The 20,667-nt window shown below is 54.8% G+C and carries 17 protein-coding genes and 1 riboswitch; of the genes, 6 read left to right on the top strand and 11 right to left on the bottom strand.

Going from position 1 to position 20,667, the window contains the following annotated elements; all coding sequences use genetic code 11:
• Positions 1-127: 127 nt before the first annotated feature.
• From guaA to xpt, 3 genes are read right to left on the bottom strand one after another with little or no spacing between them, the layout of a single operon-like run.
• Positions 128-1,663: a glutamine-hydrolyzing GMP synthase gene (guaA, locus tag QY332_04630; protein WKZ37212.1), complete on the bottom strand. Its 1,536-nt coding sequence runs from the start codon at positions 1,661-1,663 to the stop codon at positions 128-130.
• A gap of 36 nt (positions 1,664-1,699) precedes the next feature.
• A complete protein-coding gene (locus tag QY332_04625) occupies positions 1,700-2,041 on the bottom strand; it encodes an HIT domain-containing protein (GenBank protein ID WKZ37211.1) in 342 nt (113 codons plus the stop codon).
• Positions 2,034-2,606, bottom strand: a complete 573-nt coding sequence (gene xpt, locus QY332_04620) for a xanthine phosphoribosyltransferase (protein ID WKZ37210.1) — start codon at positions 2,604-2,606, stop codon at positions 2,034-2,036. Before xpt ends, QY332_04625 begins: the two co-directional genes overlap by 8 nt.
• A gap of 133 nt (positions 2,607-2,739) precedes the next feature.
• Between xpt and QY332_04615 the strand changes: the two genes are divergently transcribed.
• The 4 genes from QY332_04615 to holB all read left to right on the top strand — a co-directional run bounded on the left by QY332_04615 (position 2,740) and on the right by holB (position 7,696).
• Entirely contained in the window at positions 2,740-3,405 is a 666-nt protein-coding gene (locus QY332_04615; GenBank protein WKZ37209.1) for a Maf family protein, read from the top strand.
• A gap of 11 nt (positions 3,406-3,416) precedes the next feature.
• A complete protein-coding gene (locus QY332_04610) occupies positions 3,417-5,654 on the top strand; it encodes a penicillin-binding transpeptidase domain-containing protein (protein WKZ37208.1) in 2,238 nt (745 codons plus the stop codon).
• 95 nt (positions 5,655-5,749) lie between these two features.
• Positions 5,750-6,658, top strand: coding sequence for a ribosome small subunit-dependent GTPase A (gene rsgA / locus QY332_04605; GenBank protein WKZ37207.1), 909 nt, complete (start codon positions 5,750-5,752; stop codon positions 6,656-6,658).
• 30 nt (positions 6,659-6,688) lie between these two features.
• Positions 6,689-7,696 (top strand): DNA polymerase III subunit delta', encoded by a 1,008-nt coding sequence (gene holB, locus QY332_04600; protein WKZ37206.1) that lies wholly within the window; start codon positions 6,689-6,691, stop codon positions 7,694-7,696.
• A gap of 83 nt (positions 7,697-7,779) precedes the next feature.
• On the opposite strand, the gene QY332_04595 is transcribed toward holB, so the two are convergent.
• The 5 genes from QY332_04595 to QY332_04575 all read right to left on the bottom strand — a co-directional run bounded on the left by QY332_04595 (position 7,780) and on the right by QY332_04575 (position 14,450).
• Positions 7,780-8,547, bottom strand: a complete 768-nt coding sequence (locus QY332_04595; GenBank protein WKZ37205.1) for an ABC transporter ATP-binding protein — start codon at positions 8,545-8,547, stop codon at positions 7,780-7,782.
• Between the two features lie 80 nt (positions 8,548-8,627).
• Positions 8,628-9,608, bottom strand: a complete 981-nt coding sequence (locus QY332_04590) for an ABC transporter substrate-binding protein (GenBank protein ID WKZ37204.1) — start codon at positions 9,606-9,608, stop codon at positions 8,628-8,630.
• 70 nt (positions 9,609-9,678) lie between these two features.
• Positions 9,679-10,425, bottom strand: coding sequence for an ABC transporter permease (locus QY332_04585; protein WKZ37203.1), 747 nt, complete (start codon positions 10,423-10,425; stop codon positions 9,679-9,681).
• Positions 10,426-10,568: 143 nt separating this feature from the next.
• A riboswitch (FMN riboswitch) is annotated at positions 10,569-10,715 on the bottom strand.
• A 25-nt stretch (positions 10,716-10,740) separates the two neighbouring features.
• Complete coding sequence (locus QY332_04580; protein WKZ37202.1) at positions 10,741-11,589, bottom strand: hypothetical protein; 849 nt, start codon at positions 11,587-11,589, stop codon at positions 10,741-10,743.
• 131 nt (positions 11,590-11,720) lie between these two features.
• Positions 11,721-14,450 (bottom strand): valine--tRNA ligase, encoded by a 2,730-nt coding sequence (locus QY332_04575; GenBank protein ID WKZ37201.1) that lies wholly within the window; start codon positions 14,448-14,450, stop codon positions 11,721-11,723.
• 470 nt (positions 14,451-14,920) lie between these two features.
• On the opposite strand from QY332_04575, the gene QY332_04570 reads away from it, so the two are divergent.
• On the top strand, positions 14,921-15,130 hold the full coding sequence (locus QY332_04570; protein WKZ37200.1) for a hypothetical protein: 210 nt from the start codon (positions 14,921-14,923) through the stop codon (positions 15,128-15,130).
• Here QY332_04570 and QY332_04565 read toward each other — a convergent pair.
• On the bottom strand, positions 15,088-16,683 hold the full coding sequence (locus tag QY332_04565) for a hypothetical protein (GenBank protein WKZ37199.1): 1,596 nt from the start codon (positions 16,681-16,683) through the stop codon (positions 15,088-15,090). The two genes, QY332_04570 and QY332_04565, sit on opposite strands and share 43 nt — an antisense overlap.
• Before the next feature lie 413 nt (positions 16,684-17,096).
• Here QY332_04565 and QY332_04560 point away from each other — a divergent pair, with 413 nt between their 5' ends.
• Positions 17,097-17,858: a sulfite exporter TauE/SafE family protein gene (locus tag QY332_04560; GenBank protein ID WKZ37198.1), complete on the top strand. Its 762-nt coding sequence runs from the start codon at positions 17,097-17,099 to the stop codon at positions 17,856-17,858.
• 64 nt (positions 17,859-17,922) lie between these two features.
• Here QY332_04560 and QY332_04555 read toward each other — a convergent pair whose 3' ends face one another.
• Together QY332_04555 and QY332_04550 are read right to left on the bottom strand one after the other, a co-directional pair.
• On the bottom strand, positions 17,923-18,981 hold the full coding sequence (locus QY332_04555) for an ABC transporter ATP-binding protein (protein WKZ37197.1): 1,059 nt from the start codon (positions 18,979-18,981) through the stop codon (positions 17,923-17,925).
• Positions 18,978-20,609 (bottom strand): iron ABC transporter permease, encoded by a 1,632-nt coding sequence (locus tag QY332_04550; protein ID WKZ37196.1) that lies wholly within the window; start codon positions 20,607-20,609, stop codon positions 18,978-18,980. The genes QY332_04555 and QY332_04550 overlap by 4 nt, the downstream gene beginning before the upstream one ends.
• Positions 20,610-20,667: the final 58 nt, after the last annotated feature.

Here is a 20,667-nt window from a genome sequence, read left to right as displayed (position 1 = left end):
GTGTAATTTCTCCACCGTACAAGCGTTCATTTTTTATTCTGACCGCCGACCGTAGATGATGGCTGGCCCTGTCACGGGCAAACCTCGACGTACAGTGTTATGTACGAGAGAGAAACGGCAAAGTCGCTCATTCCCATTCAATGGTCGCAGGCGGCTTGCTCGTAATATCATACACCACGCGGTTGATTCCCTCCACTTCATTGACTATACGATTCGAAACCTTCGCCAGCAAATCCTGCGGCAGGCGTGCCCAATCGGCGGTCATGAAATCATCCGTGGTCACCGCGCGGATCGCGGCCGCCTCCTGATAGGTGCGCTGGTCGCCCATCACGCCAACAGAACGAACAGGCAGCAAAACCACAAATGCCTGTGAAGTCTGCGCACCTTTCCCTAAAAGCCCTGCATTGGATAATTCCTCCAAGAGGATCCTGTCCGCCGCCCGCAGGCGGGATACACGCTGTGGCGTGCACTCCCCGAGACAGCGTACGGTCAAGCCCGGACCCGGGAATGGCTGCCGCCAAACGAGGCTTTCGCTCAGTCCAAGCGCCTCCCCCACCAAACGGACTTCATCCTTAAATAAATATCTCAGCGGTTCGACGAGTTCAAATTCCATGTCTTCGGGAAGTCCGCCCACGTTGTGATGGGTCTTGATCTTTTCGGCTTTGTTTCTATCGGACGCAGAGGATTCGACCACATCGGGATAGATCGTCCCCTGCACCAAAAACTTTGGCTGACCGAGGTTCTTCGCCTCGCGCTCGAAGATACGGATGAATTTCTCGCCGACAATCCTGCGTTTCTTTTCCGGGTCCGTCTCACCCTTCAACGCACCGATGAATTCGTCGCTGGCTTCCACGGTGATGAGTTCCGCATGCAACCCACCCCGAAAGGCGGAAGCGACCTGCGCCCCCTCATCGGCTCGAAGCAGGCCCGTATCCACAAATACGCAGACGAGCTGGTCACCGATGGCTTTGTGAACGAGCGCCGCCGCCACGGAAGAATCCACGCCGCCCGAAACTGCCGCGAGGACGCGTTCGCTCCCCACCTGCCCGCAAATCCGTTTGACGCTGTCACCGATGATGGAGGCGGCGGTCCAGTCTGGTTTTGCGCCGCAAATATCAATCGCAAAATGCTTGAGCAATTCACTTCCGTTCGGAGTGTGATGCACTTCGGGATGAAATTGCACGCCGAAGTATTTTCGTTTGAGATCACCCATTGCCGCGTAGGGACTGTTGCCCGATTTTGCCAAGGGTTCAAAGCCTTCGGGAAGTTGGGTAACTTTGTCGCCGTGGGACATCCAGACGGTGGAGAGGTTGGAGGTTAGAGGATTGGAGATCAGAGATTGAATTTCAGCATGTCCATATTCGCGCTGTGCGGACGGGTCTACTTTGCCGCCGAGGGCGTGGGTCAGGGCTTGCATGCCGTAGCAAATACCAAGGATGGGAAGTCCGCTTTCGAGGATGAAATCTTGAATGAAGGGGGCGTTCTCTTCGTAGACGGATTTGGGTCCACCGGACAAAATAAATCCCTTCGGCTGGATCGAAAGGATCTTTTCCTGCGCTGCGTCCCATGGGAATAATTCGCAATAGACCTGCGCTTCGCGCACGCGGCGGGCGATGATCTGGGCGTATTGGGAACCGAAATCGAGAATGGCGATGGAATTCATAATTTAATCCTGTAGGGGCACAGCGGCGCTGTGTCCCTACGTGTTTGAAATAAGATGAAAATGCAAATGCGGGAAATCCTGATACCCCCCGCCGTTGACGATGAGTCGATAGGCCTTGAGGTCGAATTCGTTCACGAGGCTTTGGGCGGTGGAGTACAGGTCCGTGAGGAAGGCGGTATCCTGGGGGTCAAGTTCTGCAAGGGTCTTCACCTTTCGCTTCGGGACGATGAGCACGTGAAACTTGTAGCCCGGGGAAGGATGACGGAAAGCGACCAGGTTCGGGGTCTCACGGAGGCGTGTGACCGGGATGAGGAAATTCATGTAGACGAGAATCCAGCCAATGAAGGGAGAGAGGATCCAGAGAAGTTTCTTAATCAACGAAGGTGATCTTCCCATCATCCAGTGATTTGATGCAGGCAATGGATTCGATCGGTACGCCCAGGGAAGAAAGCACATCGCGTCCGCCTTCGAAGATCTTCTCGATGAGCGCGCCAATGCCGACGATCTTGGAGCCGGAGGCTTCCGCGAGACGCGCGAGACCGAGGATGGTCTGCCCGCTGGCGAGGAAGTCATCAATGATGAGGACTTTTTCGTCGTCCGCCAGATATTCAGGCGAGACAATGAGTTCGACCATGCGCCCCTTCGTGTGTGAGGGCGCAAGGGTGAGATAGACCTGGTCCGGCATGGTGATGGGTTTGGTCTTGCGGGCATAGACGACGGGCAGTCTCATATGAAGGGCAGTAGTCAGTGCGGGCGCGATGCCGGAGATCTCAGCGGTCAGGATCTTGGTCGCGCCGACATTTGCGAAGCGTCTGGCAAATTCCCGTCCGCAGACGTCCATGAGGTTTGGGTCCACCTGATGATTGACAAAGCTGTCCACTTTCAAAATCCCGCCGCCGAGCACCTGCCCCTCCTTCAAAATACGCTCCTGCAATTCGTTCATTTCGCCTCCGTTTGTCCAGACAGATTTAACGGGATTTTACAACCCTATGAAGGATGATGCCAGAGGGAAAATTTTATCAACCGCTCTTGTCCTCACTTAAGGTCGTAAATTACTCTGTGATAGAATCCTGCGCGTGAATAAAAAACTGATACTGGCGTCCAATTCACCGCGCAGGCGTCAACTGTTTGCGCTGGGGAATTGGGAGTTCAACGTCATCGGTGCAGATGTGGACGAAACGCCGCTTGCAAACGAAACGCCGGCAGAGTATGTTCTTCGGCTGGCGCAGGCCAAGGCTCTGGCGATCAAAGACAAGGCGGAGTCGGATGCGGTCATCATCGGCTCGGATACCACCGTGGTGGATGGCGATGTCATCCTCGGCAAGCCGGTTAATGCACAGGACGCTGAAGGAATGTTGAAGCAGCTGCGCGGACGCACGCATCAGGTCTACACCGGGCTTGCCCTGCACAGAATGCGGGATGGCAAAACGCTGACAGAGTTCTCCGTGACGGATGTGCCGATGCGGAATTATTCGGATGATGAGATCCGCGCCTACATCAAAACAGGTGACCCGCTGGACAAGGCCGGCGCGTACGCCATTCAGCATTCCGAGTTCCTGCCTGTCGCATCCATGCAGGGATGTTACGCCAGCGTGATGGGACTGCCGATGTGCCATGTCCTGCGCGCATTGCAAAAATTTAACATCGCCCCCACCGCAGACGTTCCCGCAGCCTGCCAGTCTTTATTGAATTACCAATGTCCCGTTTCCTCCGCGATCCTGAGCGGCGAACGGGTATCTTGAAAGGAAACGTAATGAAGCCATTACGCTGGATCTACACAGTCATCATCCTTGTTTTCCTCTCCGCCTGTGTTTCAAACGGAAGCAGCCTGCCACCCATTCTGGGCGGTCCCACTTCCGCGCCGCTGCCCACACCACAAGCGGGCGTAACCCCCGCACCGGATGCACAGGCGGCGGTAATGGCATTTTTGGATGCGCTGCAGCAGGACGATTATGAATCCATGTACAACATGCTGGCGCAGAACAGCCGCGCTGCGATCACATTGGAGGATTTCTCCAAACGCTGGAACAATGCCTTGAACGAAATGAGCCTGTCGGAAATCGAGTATTCGATCCGCTCCTCCCAGCTCAGCCCGGTCAACGCCGAGGTTGTGTACAGCATCACCTACAAAACCGTTTTGGCCGGCGATATCCAGCGCGAGATCGTCATGCGCCTTGCCAATGAAAACAACAGCTGGAAGGTGGAATGGGACGATGGCTTGATCCTGCCCGACCTCGCAGGCGGCAACCAGCTTGTCATGGAGTACAGCGTCCCCGCGCGCGGCGACATTTATGACCGCGAAGGTCAACCCATCGTCACACAGGCGGACGCCTTCGCCTTTGGCATCCAGACGGGGCAGATCGACCCGGACCTGCGCGAACTGCTGACCGGGGAACTCGGCGCATTGTGCGGACTCGATCCCCTCGCCATTGAAAATCAAATTGACGCCTCGGGACCCGGCTGGTACCTGCCCATGTGCGAAGGAACCCGCGCCGAAGCCCAACGGCTGCTCTCCCTCAATCCCGGCGGGTTGGTGGTGCAAAGTTATTCATCCCGCTACTACTTTGAAACCGGCATAGCACCCCAGGCGGTCGGTTTCACCCTGTCCATTTCGCCGGAACAATACGATTCCTACCGCCGCCGCGGCTACAACGGAAGTGAAAAGGTCGGGCAGCAGGGTATTGAAAGCTGGGCGGAGGAGTACCTCGCCGGACAGCATGGCGGCACGCTGCGCGTGGTTGCCGCAGACGGGCAGATCATCGCCACGCTGGGGCAGAGCAGTCCTCAGGCCGCCGACTCAATCTATCTGACCATCGATAACAACCTGCAGCTCTATGCGCAGTCCGCCTTGGAGTTCTTCCGCGGCGCCATTGTCGTCCTTGAAGTGGATACCGGGCGTGTGCTTGCCATGGCATCCAGCCCGGATTTCGACACCAATTACTTCGAGCCCACCAACCCGAACAACATCGGCTTGAGCAATTTATTGAACAACCCAAACAATCCCCTGCTTAATCGCGCCACACAGGGACAATATCCGCTCGGCTCGGTCTTCAAGATCGTCCCCTTTGCGGCCGCATTGGAAAGCGGCTTGTATCTGAAAGATACTCAATACGACTGCCAGTACGAATTCAGGGAACTGCCCGACCGTGTCCTGTATGACTGGACGTATGAATACTGCCAGCAGGCGCTTGCCAGAGGCGAATTCTGTAACACCTCGACCACCACACCCTCGGGCCTGCTCACCCTGCAGGAAGGCTTGATGCGTTCGTGCAACCCGTATTTCTGGCACATCGGCCTGGACCTATATAATTTTGACCGTCAGACGGACATTGCCAATATGGCACGCGCGTTTGGCTTCGGTTCCCCCACCGGCATCGAGCAGGTCCCCGAAGCCAGCGGACAGATTCTGGATCCCACCACTCCCGTGGATGCCGTCAACCAGGCCATTGGGCAGGGCGACGTGCAGGTCACACCCTTGCAGGTGGCAAGGCTTATGGCGGCAATCGCGAACGGCGGGACCTTGTACCGTCCGCAGATCGTCGAGACGATCCAGCCGGTGGACGGCGACCCGAAACTCGCCTTCCGCCCCGAAGCAACCGGAACGCTTCCTCTGCGCGACGAGAACCTGCAGATCCTGCAGGAAGCCATGTTCATGGTGACGAACTTCAATCTCGGTACGGCGCGTAACAACATCCGCGGCATCCAGTTCGATACGGCCGGAAAGACCGGTACCGCCGAATCTGGCAGCGGTTTGCCCCACGCCTGGTTTGCCGGCTATACCTTGAACGAGGAGGATCGAACTGGCAAGCCTCATATTGCCATTGCGGTGATCGTCGAGAACATCGGTCAGGGGTCCGATTATGGCGTGCCGATCTTCCGTTACATGGTGGAGGCCTATTACTTTGGAAGTCCGGGCAGGGTGTTTTATGATTTCGGTCAGATCGGGCAGCCGCTCCCCACGCCCACGCCGTTCGGCGGATTCCAACCATAACATGCCTCTGCATATGGGTACTAAAGGCCGCCCTTACACAGTCTTTTCCCAAACAGGGAAACTTTTAGGGTCTCTTGAAAGAAAAAGGTGAGCGTTTGACAAAAGCAGCCACCAAACAAGGTTTGATCACCAAAGCCCAATCCGGTTTCTTTTGGGTGGAAACCGGGGAGGGCGTTGTTATTTGTCAATTGCGCGGGAAGCTCAAACAGGGAAAAGCCGTCGGGGATATTGCTGCACTGGGAGACCGTGTCAGCATCACGCTTCTGGAAGATGGCAGCGGGGTGATGGAAAATATCGAAGAGCGCAAACAAGCCCTGGTCAGGCTGGATCCGCGCCCGCAGGGCATCTATCAACAGGTTCTGCTGGCCAATGCGGATCAGGCGGTCTTCGTCTTCGCGTGTGCAAATCCCGATCCAAGGTTGAAGATGCTGGATCGTTTTCTTGTCATTGCCGAAAAACAAAGAATTGCGGTCATCATCGTTGCCAACAAAATCGACCTTGTTCAAAACGCCAGGGATCTTTTTGGTCTCTATGAAGATATTGGCTATCACGTCATCTATACGTCCGTAAAAATCGAACAGGGCCTGGATGAATTGCGCGCTGTGTTAAAAAATAAGATCTCGGCGCTGGCAGGACCCAGCGGTGTGGGGAAATCCAGTTTATTGAACGCGCTTCAACCGGGGCTTGGGCTGGCGGTGAACGAGATCAGCAAATCCATGGGAAAGGGCAAACACACCACCGTCACGCGCCAGATGTTCCCATTGGAAGGCGGCGGATATGTGGCGGATACACCGGGCTGGAAGTCACTGGCATTATGGGATACACAGCCCGAGGAAATGGATGCCTATTTCCCGGAGCTGCGCGATCTTGTTCCGCACTGCCAGTTCAGCGATTGCACACATCAGCACGAGCCCGGCTGTGCCGTGCTGGCGGCGTTGAAGGATGGGAGGATTCATGCGGAACGATATGATTCGTATGTGAGACTGCGCTCCGGGCAGGAGTGACAACGATTTATGACTGGATACTGAGCGCTGATGATCAACAACTGGAACATCCTCGGACATGAATGGGCAGTGGATATGCTCCGCCAGCATGCCGCACGCGGCGAGATCCGCCATGCCTATCTTTTTTGCGGACCGCCCGGCCTGGGCCGGCGGACGCTGGCTTTGCGCCTCGCCCAATCTTTGAACTGCGAACATCCCGTTACGGCTGGCGAGCCATGCCTGACCTGCCGCACCTGCAAGCAGATCGAGTCCATGCAGCATCCCGACCTGACCGTGATCCAGGCGATGGATAATGAGTTCGCCCCAAAGGAAGGCGGCATCCTCAAAGTGGATCAGGTCCGCGAGGTGCAGCGTTCCCTGTCGCTAAAACCTTTTCAATCAAAATATCGCGTGGTTATTTTTTTACGCTTTCAGGAAGCCAACGATAATGCATCCAATGCCCTGCTCAAAACGCTCGAGGAAGCGCCGGCCCACGCCATCCTTTTGCTGACCGCCGATACCCCCGAAGGACTCCTGCCAACCATTGTTTCGCGGTGTGAGGTCCTGCGTCTGCGTCCACTTCCCACTGAAACCGTCGCGGTGGATCTGATGATGCGCGGCATGGAAGCAGACCGCGCCCGCCTGCTGGCGCATATTTCCGGCGGACGTCCCGGCTACGCTCGCAAACTGGTTGACGATGCAACCCTGCTTGAAAAACGCGAGGAAAGACTGGACGATCTTCAAACGCTCCTGCCTGCCCCTCGCGTGGAAAAATTCTCCTACGCCGACAAACTCTCCAAAGACAAGGATACCATGCGCCAGACCATCATGATCTGGCTCTCCTACTGGCGGGATGTGATGCTGCGCGCGGCGGGCGCAGGCAGTCCGCTTATTAATATTGACCGCAACATGGAGATCGAGTTCCTGGCCGGGCGGCTGGACCTGTCCACTGCGCGGAAGGTGGTCAACGAACACGAATCCGCGCTCGAAAAGATGGACCGCAACGTCAATTCGAGATTGCTGGCAGAAGTGCTGCTACTGAATCTGCCGAAAGTGTAAAAGCCCTTTACCACAGAATACACCGAGATGATTTTCTCAGAGTCCTCCGTGGTTTCCGTGCTCCTTGCGGCGAGATCTTTTCGTTACTCAATCGCCCCGCGCAGTTTTTTTGCAAGTTTCCCAAAGTGACCGGTATAGCGGATATCGTCCAAGCGTGGACGCGGGAGATCAACTTCCACGTCCAGTTTTATTTTACCGGGGCGCTGGGTCAATACGAGGACGCGGTCTGCAAGGAACAATGATTCATTGATCGAATGCGTCACCATGATGACCGTCTTCTGTTTTGCCTGCCAGATGCGCGAGAGTTCGGTCCACATGCGTTCGCGGGTAAGCGCATCCAGCGAGGCAAAAGGTTCATCGAGCAGAAGCAGGTCGGGGTCATGGATGAGCGCGCGCGCGATCCCCACGCGCTGCGCCATGCCGCCGGAGAGGTCGTGCGGGAGCGAGTCTTCGAATCCTTGCAGCCCAACCAGTTCGATCATCTCGTGCGCATTCCTCTTCGCTTCAGACGCATGCCTGCCTTCCAACTCGAGCGGTAGTTTGATGTTGTCGATGACCGAGCGCCAGGGCATGAGACTGGCTTGCTGAAACACCATGCCGATCTTCGGGCGGTGGTGATGCATAAAATGGATACTGCCATACGTCGGCTGGAGCAGGCCTGCCAGCACTTTGAGCAGGGTGGTCTTGCCTGATCCCGATGGGCCAAGGAAACAGATAAACTCACGCGGACGAACGCTGAAAGAGATGTCATCCAACGCGTGCAGTTCCCCGTTTGGGGAGGATGCTCCGTTGCCGCCATTGGGAAACAGCACGGAGAGATTCTTGACAGTCAGAGCGGGTTTGAAACTCATGAATCCTTTCACCACAAAGGGAACAAAGGGTCAAAGGTTTTCCTTCGTGCTCCTTCGTCCCTTTGTGTTAAGAACCGTTACTAGGGTACAAACTCGTTCGTGAACGCCTTGCCCAGATCCACAAGTTCGGGGATCAAGCCCATCTTCACCAGCAGGTCGTTCATATTCTCCCATGCCTGCGGGTCGGAATAGCCGATGCGTTCGGTTCCCCAAAACTCGATGGATACCAGCAATACCTGCATCTGCACATTTCTATCCTGATCCTTCAAATTCTCCACGAACTTCAGGCTGATGTCATACGCCTCTTCGGGGTCAGCCGCTGCATCTGCAATACCGCGCGCAAATGCACGCGCCATGCGCCGGATCAGGTCAGGGTCGTTTGCGATTGTCATCTCGCTGGTGACGATTCCGTTGGCGGTCAACTGCTCGTAATCCGCCACGCGCAGTTCGGTAAATTCAAAACCCTGCGAGCGCAGAACGATCGGTTCATTGGCGGCATATACAACCACAATATCGCTCTGTCCGCTGGCGAATGACTCCACCTGGTTAAAACCAACCGAATTGTATTTCACCTCCGACGAATTCACGCCGCCCGAAAACAGCAGCGCCTCCGCACCGATGTAATTCGCGCCGAACAAGCCGGGCAGGCCGAGGGTCCTTCCGCGCAGATCGGCGGGTTCGTTAATATTCAACTCCGGCGCAGCGATCACTGAAATCGGGAATTCCTGATACCACGCAAATGCATATACAACAGGCAGTCCCTGTGAACGCGCCAGCAACACCTGCTCGCCCGACGCCACCGAAAACGGGATCTCACCCGCGCCCACCAGCGCCACACCATTGGTCTCGAAGGAATAATCGAATTCGATCTCAATATTCTCCTCCGCAAAATAGCCCTTGTCTACCGCGACGTAGAACGGCGCATACTGGATGTTCGGGATGTAGCCCATCGGCAGTCGAATCTTGCGGACTTGATCCGCTTCATTCCGGGGCCCGGGGCTGGCACAAGCCATCAGGCCGAGTCCCAGCCCGAGCGTGAGTAAAATGATTTTCTTTAACATAGTGTCTCCTTTGAATTTTATGTCGTTGCGAGCCCCGAAGGGGTAAAGCAATCTCCTCGCAATGACATGGTTATTTCTGCCACTTCAAAAATCTTTTTTCCAACATCGTCACCACACCGTACAGTGACAAGGCCAGCGCGATCAGCATGAAGACCGCCACGAATACCATGGACGTGTCATACTGGAAATCGCCGAGTTTCAAAAGGAAGCCAAGCCCCCGGTTTGCATCCACCAGCTCCCCTACGATGGCGCCGATGACGGAAAGCGTTGCACCGATGCGCAGTCCGCCCAACAAAATTGGCAGGGAGGCAGGCAGTTCAAGTTTGAACAGGATCTGCCAGCGGGTGGCGCGCAGGGAGGCCATCATGTCATACAACGCTGCCGGCACGGCGCGGATGCCGACAATCGTATTCACCAGCACGGGAAAGAATACGATCAACGCACAGATGACCACCTTCGAGAGGATCCCGCTCCCCAGCCAGATGACCAGCAGGGGCGCGATCGCTATGATGGGAATTGCCTGACTGGCAACGAGATACGGCGCTAGCACCTTCTCAAGCGTGCGCGATTTTGCCAGCGCATATCCCACCACTGTGGCAAAGAGAATGCCCGCCAGCAGACCCAGCACGATCTCCAGCAGGGTGATGTGCGTGTGATACAGCAGGCTTCCATCGTTGAATGCGCGCAGGAAACGCGACCACACGTCCGCAGGGGCGGGCAGGATGAATCGCGGCAAGCCGCTCACCTGCACGATCATGTGCCATGCAAACAGTGCGAAGCCGATGGAAATCATTAAGGGAAGGATGCGTTTGAGCATGAAAAAGCGCCTCGGTTGAGTTAACCATCGAGGCGCGGAATCAGGCGCCAGCGGAGTGCGGAGCGGTTGTATCCACAAAAAATCCCGAAAACAACGAACGTTTGCGGGGCGTGAATCCAAACAGCGACGCGTGTGCTGTCGTCTTGTACCTTCTTCTATCCAGACTATTACTGTCGGCTCCGGAGTCACACCGGATCATGCCCGTTTTCCCAAGGAGGAAAGCGATGTACCCAAACAGGCTCGTGGGCTGTACCACCGATCGGGAATTGCACCCTGCCCCGAAGGTTATATTTGATTGATGCGATTATACCATTTTTACAACTTGAGTATCTTTCTTTCGCTGGTTTCGGAGACGGTGCGCAAAACGCCAAAGCGCGTGAGCAGGCGCAACGCCAGCCAGAGCAGGAGATAGGGAAGCCATCCCAGCGAATCAAGCAAGCCTATCAACAGCAAATACAAAGGGAGGGTCAGACCGAGCGGGACGAAACGTACATATGGCTGGATGGTCGCTTCGAGTTCGGTCCATGTGTTATCGAGGTTTGTGCGCGTCTGCTCCAAAAAGATTTCACGCTCCAGTGGATCGAGTCCGGGCTGGTTGTGCACCTGTGTCTCCAAACCTGAGAGCATCATTTCATCCGCCGCCCGTTTGAAATTCTCCGGAATGCGCAGTTCATCCTGCGCTGCGAACTGATACCCCGAGGCAAAACTGACGCTCAGCAACAACGCCATTACCATGAAAATCTTGCGCTGTTCATATAAGAGCGGACGCATCGAAAATTCCAAGCGCCTGCCCAACTCGCCGGTCAATATCCACGCGTGGAGAGTCATGCCCGCCATGTAGAGGATTGCGCCGGCGAACGCGATCCATCCGCCCCACCAGACGAGCAGAAAGGCTATTGCCCCAAGCGCATGCCCGAATAGAATCACTCTCAGCGGACGCAGGAACGCGCTGACAAGCGTGATGACCATGGACGTGACCAGCAAAGTCCCAATGACCCACGCTGCGGATTCCAATGCCTGCGAGAACGGGAAGAACAGTTCCAGATATTGATGCGACACCCTGCCGCAAAGAAAACCGATCACCCCGCCGCATAGAACGAGCAATGCAAGGAAGACGATCTCCCTGCGTTTGAGTTCGAACAGCCAATCGAGTTCCAGCCTCATGGGTTTTTACTATAACATAAGGGTCGGGGAAACAAGTTAATACAAACATGTCACTGCGAGGTACGAGGCAACCCCCGGCTGAAGGGGAGATTGCTTCGTCAGTCTATGCCCTCCTCGCAATGACATGAAGGTTATTTCAACTGCGCTTTGATCTTCTCGGCAGTGTCCTTGTAGCCTGCCAGCTTGTCGCGTTCCTTCCGGACCAGCGCGGCGGGGGCTTTGCTGGCGAAGTCGCTGGCGAGGAGTTTCTCCAGCCGTTCGATGTGGGACCCGGCTTCCTTGAGTTCCTTCTCGAGGCGGGATTTATCTTCTTCTGATGTTTCGATTCCTGAAAGATAGATATTGGTCGAGCCAACGACTAAAGAGGCTGTTGATGCAGCTAGTGCATCCGAAAGCTTATAGTCTGTTTTGACAAATGTTTCATTGATGTCGGTGCTAGACAGCGTTGAAATTATTGGTAGATATTCATTATATAAACCTGCATAGCTTCCTGTAACGAATGTGGCGCCAATTTTTTTGGATGGCTTAATGTTTTTCTCTGCTCGCAAATTTCTAATGGCACGAATTGACTCTTGGAGCAAAGAAAATTCAGTAATTTTTTGTTCTTCCCAGCCTTCGGGCTTGCGTGGTTCGGGGAAGCGGGCAACAATCAATGCATCCGGCCAGTCTTTGCAAATATCTTTTAACGATGATTCACGCAAAGCACCGTGCAGGTGCCCCCAGATCTCCTCAGTCACAAATGGTGTGAAGGGATGCAGCAATCGCAGGGACATATCGAACACGCGCGCCAGCGTCTTGACAGTCGAATAGCGGGTATCGTCGTTCTTCATCTGTTCTTTCGCAATTTCCACGTACCAGTCCGCAAAGTCAGACCAGATAAAATCGTAGATCTGCTGTCCAGCCTGCCCGTATTGGAAGTTCTGGAACTGGCGCTCCACATCGCGTACAAGTTGCTGGAGTTTTGCCCAGATCCATGAATCAGCGAGGGTGTAAGTTGGTTGACTAGTAGATTGGTCACCAGCCACCAATTTACCATCTTCCAATGTACTAATTGTATTAATCACAAACCTTCCCGCATTCCACAACTTGTTCGCGAAGTTGCGGTTGGCTTCCACCTTCTTCACCGACAGGTTCATGTCGTTTCCGGGTGTGGAACCAACCAACAGCGTGAAGCGAAGCGCGTCCGTCCCGAACTGGTCCATGACGGTGAGCGGGTCCGTCACGTTGCCATACGTCTTGGACATCTTGCGTCCGTGTTCGTCGCGCACCAGTCCGTGCAGGTACACAGTGTGGAACGGCGCTTCGCCGGTGAACTCGAGCCCCATCATGATCATGCGCGCCACCCAGAAGAACAGGATGTCGTAGCCCGTCTCCATGTAGGAGGTGGGATAGAAATATTTCAGGTCGGGCGTTTTTTCGGGCCAGCCCAACGTGGAAAAGGGCCACAAGCCGGACGAGAACCACGTATCCAGCACGTCTTCGTCCTGGCGAATGTCTTTCGAGCCGCAGGTGGCGCATTCGGTCGGGTCTTCGCGTGTGCAGGTCATGTGCCCGTCGGGGCAATACCACACGGGGATGCGATGTCCCCACCACAACTGACGGCTGATGCACCAGTCCTTGATGTTTTCGAGCCAGTTGTAATAGGTCTTTTCGAACCGTTCCGGCACGATCTTGATGCGCCCGTCCTTGACCGCCACCAACGCGGCATCCGCCAGCGGCTGGATTTTCACAAACCACTGCTCGGAGATCATCGGCTCGACGATCTCGCCGCCGCGCTGGGAACGCGGGATGGTGGTGACGTATTTCTCTTCGCGAATGACAAGACCCGCCTCTTTCATATCCGCCCAGAGCTGTTTCCGCGCTTCGAAGCGGTCCAACCCCTGATATTTTCCACCGTTCTCGTTGACCTTCGCCTCTTTGTCCAGCATGGAGATGATCGGCAGTCCGTGACGGTGGGCGATGTCGTAGTCGTTCGGGTCGTGTCCGGGTGTGATTTTCAACGCGCCCGTGCCGAACTCCATGCTGACGTATTCATCCGCGATGACAGGAATCTCGCGTCCAAGGATCGGCACGATGGCGGTCTTCCCGATGAATTTCTTGTAGCGTTCGTCCTCTGGATGCACTGCCACTGCCGTATCACCCAAGATCGTTTCAGGGCGGATGGTGGCAACGGGGATGTAGGGGTGAGTCTGAGACTCGCCCTTACCATCGTCTTTGAGCATGTACTTGAAGTGATACATCGTCGCTTCTTCTTCGCTGTATTCCACTTCAAGGTCGGAGACGGCGGTCTTGAGTCCCGGCGACCAGTTGATCAGCCGCGGACCGCGATAGATCAATCCCTTCTCATGGAGGTGGACGAACGCCTCCCGTACCGCGCGGCTCAGCCCATCGTCGAGGGTGAAGCGTTCGCGGCTCCAATCGCACGAAGCGCCGAGTCTGCGGATTTGGGTCGTGATGATGTTGCCGTATTTCTTCTTCCAATCCCAGGTGCGTTTGAGGAATTCCTCGCGTCCGAGTTCTTCGCGGGTGACTTCCTCGGTTCTCAAGAGGTTTTGTTCCACCATCAACTGCGTGGCGATGCCCGCGTGGTCGCTGCCCGGCACCCAGAGCGTGGGGATGCCCTTCATGCGGTGGTAGCGGATCATCAGGTCTTCGACGCTGACAAACATGGCATGACCGAGATGCAGTTCGCCGGTCACGTTTGGCGGCGGGATGGAGATGACGAACGGCTTGATGGACGGGTCGAAGCCCGGCTTGTTCGGGTCGTTCCACGCCTGGAAATAGCCGCCCGTCTCCCACAGCGCGTAGATGCGGTCTTCGGTGGATTTGAAGTCGTAGGCTTTCGGTAATTCTTTTGTCATTCGCTCTCCTCATGTCATTGCGAGGAGGGTGCTCTTCCCGACGAAGCAATCTCCCAATAATCTTGAGATTGCTTCGGGCTTCGCCCTCGCAATGTCATTGTTAAATAAAAACGCCTCGTCCATGATGAGGACGAAGCATATGCTTCGCGGTACCACCTCAATTCGCCGTTTTGTGCGGCGCGCTCGGTAACCGACAACCATCGGTCTTTGCTGTAACGGGCAACCCCGTGCCGTTCTACTTTCACATGGATTTCTTCGGCAACTTCATCAGACGACTTCGGCGCTGTTTTCCCGCGGAGACTTCCACCTTTTTGGTTTCGATGCCTTCGTACTCAACCAACGTCTCCTTCTCTATCAGGCAACCACACGCGTACTACTTCTGAATGGCGGAATTATACGCGCCGGACACGGAAGAGTCAAGAATTGAACAATGCCATACTTGCTTCATCCCAAATCAAGGATTTCCATTCATGCTCACCCCCCCACATCTTCTTCTCGCCGCTCTTGCCGCGCTTCTGGCTGGCGGAATCAATGCCCTGGCAGACGGCGGGACGCTCATCACCTTCCCCACGCTCACCTTTCCCGGCGTGCCGGCTGTGATGGCGAATGTCACCAATACGGTTGCGCTCTGCCCCGGCTATTTACCCGTCGGCTCCCAAACCTCTATGACCCATGTTTGATGAGTTTGAGGCATATCAAGCGTTATTGTTTCAACCTTGATATAGTATTGGTTGACAATATCTGGAGGCACCAGGTTCCTATGCCCTTGCGTTAAGATAACTTTATCAAATTTATGATGTCGTACGGCGTTCCGAATTGACCATTGATATGCTATTCCATTTCGCCTGACAGTTTCGAAACCAGGGCCGAATAACTTATTGGCGGGGTAGGGTTTGATGTTGTAATAATATTCAGTTTGCCCGGAATCGACGGGCATGATACCCGCATCAATCACCATGGACACGATTGCTGGTGAATTCACAATACGGTTAGAGCCCCTTATGTGGGCATATAGAATTGCCCACTCCGCCGAGTCCCTTTGACGCAGGAAGAACGGATTCAGAAAAAGACTACCCAAAATTAGAACGTTGCCAAAAAGCAAACAAATGGTGATCATCGAAAACCTGCTTTTAAAATTCGACATTTGAAAAAGCCATAAAACATACGGGGGCAGCACCAATTGGTAGGCATACGTCATATAACTCCATTTGTGCGGGCCGAGGATAAATAAAAAGGCCAGAAAACAAAGAATAAAGGTAAAGGCAAAATAATTAATTGGCAAACTGAAGAGGGGGCTGTCTAAATGCAAAATATTTGAGCGCGACAAAAAGCCTTTTCGAAACGGATTACTTTTCAAGAATCGTCGCGCACTCAAAAAAAGAAGCGACAGGCCCAATAGGATGCTGGGATAAAACTCCATTACCAGTTCAAATAATTGACCACGCAAATGATCTTGTGACCTAGTCGTGTTGGAAAGGTTGCCAATGAAAGTATCAATGAAATATAGTTTAAAACCCTGCCTGACCCCCAAAAAGAGAAGGCAAAAGACAAAAAGGAAAAGGAGACCGTATAAGATACCCTTCTTCTTCGAAACAAAGGCGAATGTGTAGACTGCCACGACCCCGAAACATATAACAAAATAGGATTTTGTGTAATAAGCCATCACCGATAAAAACGCGCTGGCGATCAGGCTGGGATAAGTGAACGAATAGCTGAATGGAATTAGTACTGCCGCCAGGAAAAGAAACACACCCATTGCAGAGGGGAAGGCTCCAAGACCACCACGGCCAGCCAAGACAACGACGATGAATACTCCACCCAACACGGAAATCAATACGTCGTTCTTGAGTGCGAAGATTATCCTTGCAACAAAAAGCAGGGAACCGAGAAGAAAAAAGAGGCTTATGCCCCTATACACCATAAGTGTGTTGCCAAACAATTTTGCAAACGGAATTGCAACCAGGTTATAACCGATGCCGTAGTTGTTCATTCCCAGCGGCTGATTCTCCAAAGAAAACGGATTCCCGCCTGCCAGAAAAATCTGCGTCATAACCTGGGATGCACCCTCCCGGTATTCTATTTGATAGGGAATAGCGATCGTGGATAAGGAAAAATACAGAAACCACAGGAGAACCATCATGATACCCGCCCAGAGAAAATACCTAATAGTTTTCATCGCATGGGTATTCGCCGGATCGGTTGGGGAAAAACGATAAATATTCCTAAAAATCATGCTGTGACCCTCGTATCTCTATATGTACTCAACCCATTTTTAGACGACAATAGTTTTTCTGAAACGGAACAAATCGGCTGGTCAACGGAGGTTTTAACGAGAAAACTCCGGCCTTGGCCATTCCTGTTTTATCCGGTAGATTTTCCATCTTTAAAAAATTGTGAAATTAAAATTCATGAAGGATTCTTTTTATCAAACATACATCACCTTCTTTGCGCACAAATGCAGCAAAAATCTAACCATACTTTTCTGATTTTACCATCCGGGTCGTTGTATGATATCAAATAGTAATATAGATTCCTTTACCATCCACATTTCTTTACTTACCCCTAAAAGTCAGGTCAGTCAACATGTTCTAAATAAATATCAACGATGCTATACTTGCCACATCCTAAATCAAGGCTACTCGCTCCATGCTGACCCCCCTTCATTTCCTCCTCATTTCCATCGCCGCGCTTTTGGCTGGCGGGATCAACGCCCTGGCAGGCGGCGGGACGCTCATTACCTTCCCCATGCTCACCTTTCTCGGTGTGCCTGCCGTCTCTGCCAATGTGACCAATACCGTCGCGCTCTGCCCCGGCTATTTCGGCGGGACGCTGGCACAATGGAACGACCTCAAAGGACAGAAAAGCAGGCTGTGGCTGATCGTCCCTGCGGGGGTCATAGGCGGTTTGCTGGGCGGCTGGCTGCTTTTGCAAACGGGCGAAAAGCTCTTCCGCGATCTGGTGCCGTATCTCATTTTGCTGGCTTCGGGTTTGCTGGCGGTCCAGGACCCCGTCCGCGCCTGGTTGACGCGGCGCATGGCGGCAGGACAAGGCTCGCAGTTGGAAAAGATCACCTGGCTGCCGGTCGCGCTGGCTTCGGTCTATGGTGGATATTTTGGCGCGGGGCTGAGCGTCATCGTGCTCTCCGCGTTGGGTTTGACGCTCGAAGACACGCTCACGCGTCTGAATGCGCTCAAGCAGGCGGTGGCGTTCTCCGTCAACATCGCCGCTGCGATCTATTTCCTCTTCTCCGGGCAGGTGCTTTGGTCCGCAGCGCTGGTGATGGCAATCGGCGCGTTGATCGGCGGATGGCTGGGAGGAAAACTGGCAGGGAAAATCAAACCATCCACGCTGAGATGGACGGTGGTGACGATCGGTGTGATCGTAGCGATCATTTATTTTGTGCGGTAATCCCGTTGGTTGAGCAGGGTGAGACGAACAAGTTAATGGAGTATTTTCACGTAGTAAATATAATCTATTCCCCCACCGACACCCCATTCTGAAAGACCGTCAACTCGTGACCCGCGCTCAGGTAGGCATGAACGGACGTGCCGGGCGGGATGGTCTTGGTGTGCGGTTTGAAGGCGTGGATCAACTTCCCAGACGATAAACGCAAACGATATTGATAATACGCGCCGCGGAAGAAGCGCGCCAGCACCAGCGCATTGGCAGGGTTCGCCTGGTCGAAGTTCACATCGTCGGAGCGCAGGGCGACCTCGACGGTTGAGTCAATGGGCAGGTTCACTTTCTGGGGGATCAAACCGAGTTCGGTTTCGATGCCGTTCTCTTTCACCACGCCGGGCAAAAAGTCGCTGTCGCCCATGAACTCCGCCACAAAGCGCGTGGCTGAGTCGTGGAAGATCTCTTCGGGCGCGCCTACCTGCTCCATCCGCCCGCTTTGGAAGACGGCGAGGCGGTCACCCATGTAGAGTGCCTCCTCCTGGTCGTGCGTCACAAACACCGCCGTGGCAGACATCGCCTTCAAAATGCCGCGCACCTGCTCACGGACTTCGTGGCGCAAGTCCGCATCGAGGCTGCTGAACGGTTCATCCATTAGAACGAGCACGGGACGAGGAGCCAACGCCCGCGCCAGGGCGACACGCTGACGCTCGCCTCCAGATAGTTGATGCGGGTAGCGCTCCCCAAAATTTTCCAACCCGACGAGTTTTAATATGCTGAGAGTTGTCTCACGCGCATGTACGGCGGGCTGTCCCTTCAAGCCGAATTTGACGTTCTCAAAAACAGTCATATGCGGGAAGAGCGCGTGGTCCTGAAAAACCATGCCTACGCCGCGTTTTTCGGGCGGAGTGAAATGCCTTTCGTCGGCAACCAGCCCTCCCTTGATGTGAAGCGAACCACTGTCGGGTCGCTCGAGTCCCGCGATCAATCGCAGGGTGGTCGTCTTGCCGCATCCACTCGGACCAACCAGCGCAAGAATCTCGCCGTTGGAAAGCGTGAAGGAAATATCATCCACTGCGGGCGTTCCTGCGGATGTGAATCGTTTTGTCACGTTGCGAAGTTCTAATGCATTCATCGGAAGATCTGTTCCCGTCGGAGTAAAAAGTATAACGGCGCGGCGGAGGCGACCACGAGCAACAGCGCGGCGGGTGCGGCCTGGATGTAAAAGCCTTCGGACGCCCAGACCCACACGCGCACAGCCAGCGTATCGAAACCCGCGGGACGAAGCAATAATGTAGCAGGCAATTCTTTGAGGGAGGTTAAAAAGACCAGCCCTGCGCCCGCCAGAAGGCCGGGCACGATCAGCGGCAGGATGACCTGGAAGATGGTCTGGATGGACGTGCGGCCCAGCGTACGCGAGGCCTCTTCCATCGAAGGCGACAGTTGATTCAGTGCGGATTCACTTGCCCTGACCGCCTGCGGCATATGGCGCAAGACATACGCCATGACGACGATCAGCGGCGTGGCATACAGGAATGGAAGATAACGGTTGACGAGCAGGACCAGACTCAACGCAATGACCACGCCGGGGATGGCATAGCCAACCTGGCAAAAACGCGAGATGGCTTGCGTGAGTTTATTCGGGTAACGCGCCGAAAGCAAGGCCACAGGCAGCGAAAGTAAAACAGCGATCACCGCCGCCAATGCGGACGCCCATAAACTGTTCCAAGCGTAATTGCCAAAGGTCTGCGACCCCGAACGCATGATGGAGGCAAGTGCGGCGGGGTCGAGCAAGGCTTGCACGCTCCACGCCGCAAGGACGATGACGGGAACCAGCAAACTGGAAAACACGACCAACGAGACGAGCAGGAAGGCGGGGACTTTCCATTTCTTGAGCGGCAGGGTCGGCGCGGGGCGCCACTGACTGTCCATCTGGGTGTAGCGCGCCTGTCCCTGCAAGCGGAGTTCGCCCCACAAAATCATGACCGCGATCACTATCAACACACCGCTCAACACCGCCGCGGCGGAACGGTCATACCGCCCGGAGAGTTGCACGAAAATCGCGGACGAAAAAGTTTCGTAGCGAAGCAATGCCACCGTGCCATATTCAGCCAGAACATCCAACGCGACGAGCAATGCGCCGGCTGTGATGCCGGGGCGCAAGGCGGGCAGGGTCACTTCCCACAAGGTTTGCCAGTTGCTGCGTCCGAACGTGCGCGAGGCTTCTTCGAGCGAGGCATTCAACGAGCGGAACGCCGCGCCACTGAGCAGATAGACATACGGGAACATGAACAACGTCAAAATGAACGCCGCTCCGCCGAACCCCAACGGGCTGGGCGTTGGGATCGGCTGACCGAACCACTCCGCCAGTAGTTGCGGAATCAAGCCGCCGCGTGGACGAAGAAGCGTCAGGTGGACGATGCCGCCGATGTAGGCAGGAATCGCCAGCGGCATCGCCAGCATCCAGCGGAAGACCTTGCGCCCGGGCAGGTCGGTGCGCTCGGTGAGGAAGGACATCGTCACGCCGACGAGCGTCGCGCCGCCGGTGACAGTGGCGGCGAGAAGTAGTGTGTTCCCGAGCAACTTCCAGATGCGGGTTTGCAAAAGACGCAGCCAGACTTCCTCCCCGCCCGTTGTCGCACGGAAGAATATATACGCGAGCGGGATGGCCACGAACAACGCCACCAGCCCCGCAGCAAACAGGAGCCGGGGGCTGATATGGTAGTGTCGGCGAAGTTGAGGTAGCGTGTTGCGTATCTGCATTTACTCTTAATTCACCACAGATAAACGCAGATGAATAGGATTGTGTATTGAACTATCC

It is taken from the genome of Anaerolineales bacterium, from assembly GCA_030583885.1.
In the GTDB taxonomy this organism is placed as follows: Bacteria; Chloroflexota; Anaerolineae; order Anaerolineales; family Villigracilaceae; genus Villigracilis.
Note: the sequence above shows the minus strand (reverse complement) of the source record. Positions and strands in the feature narration are given on the sequence as shown.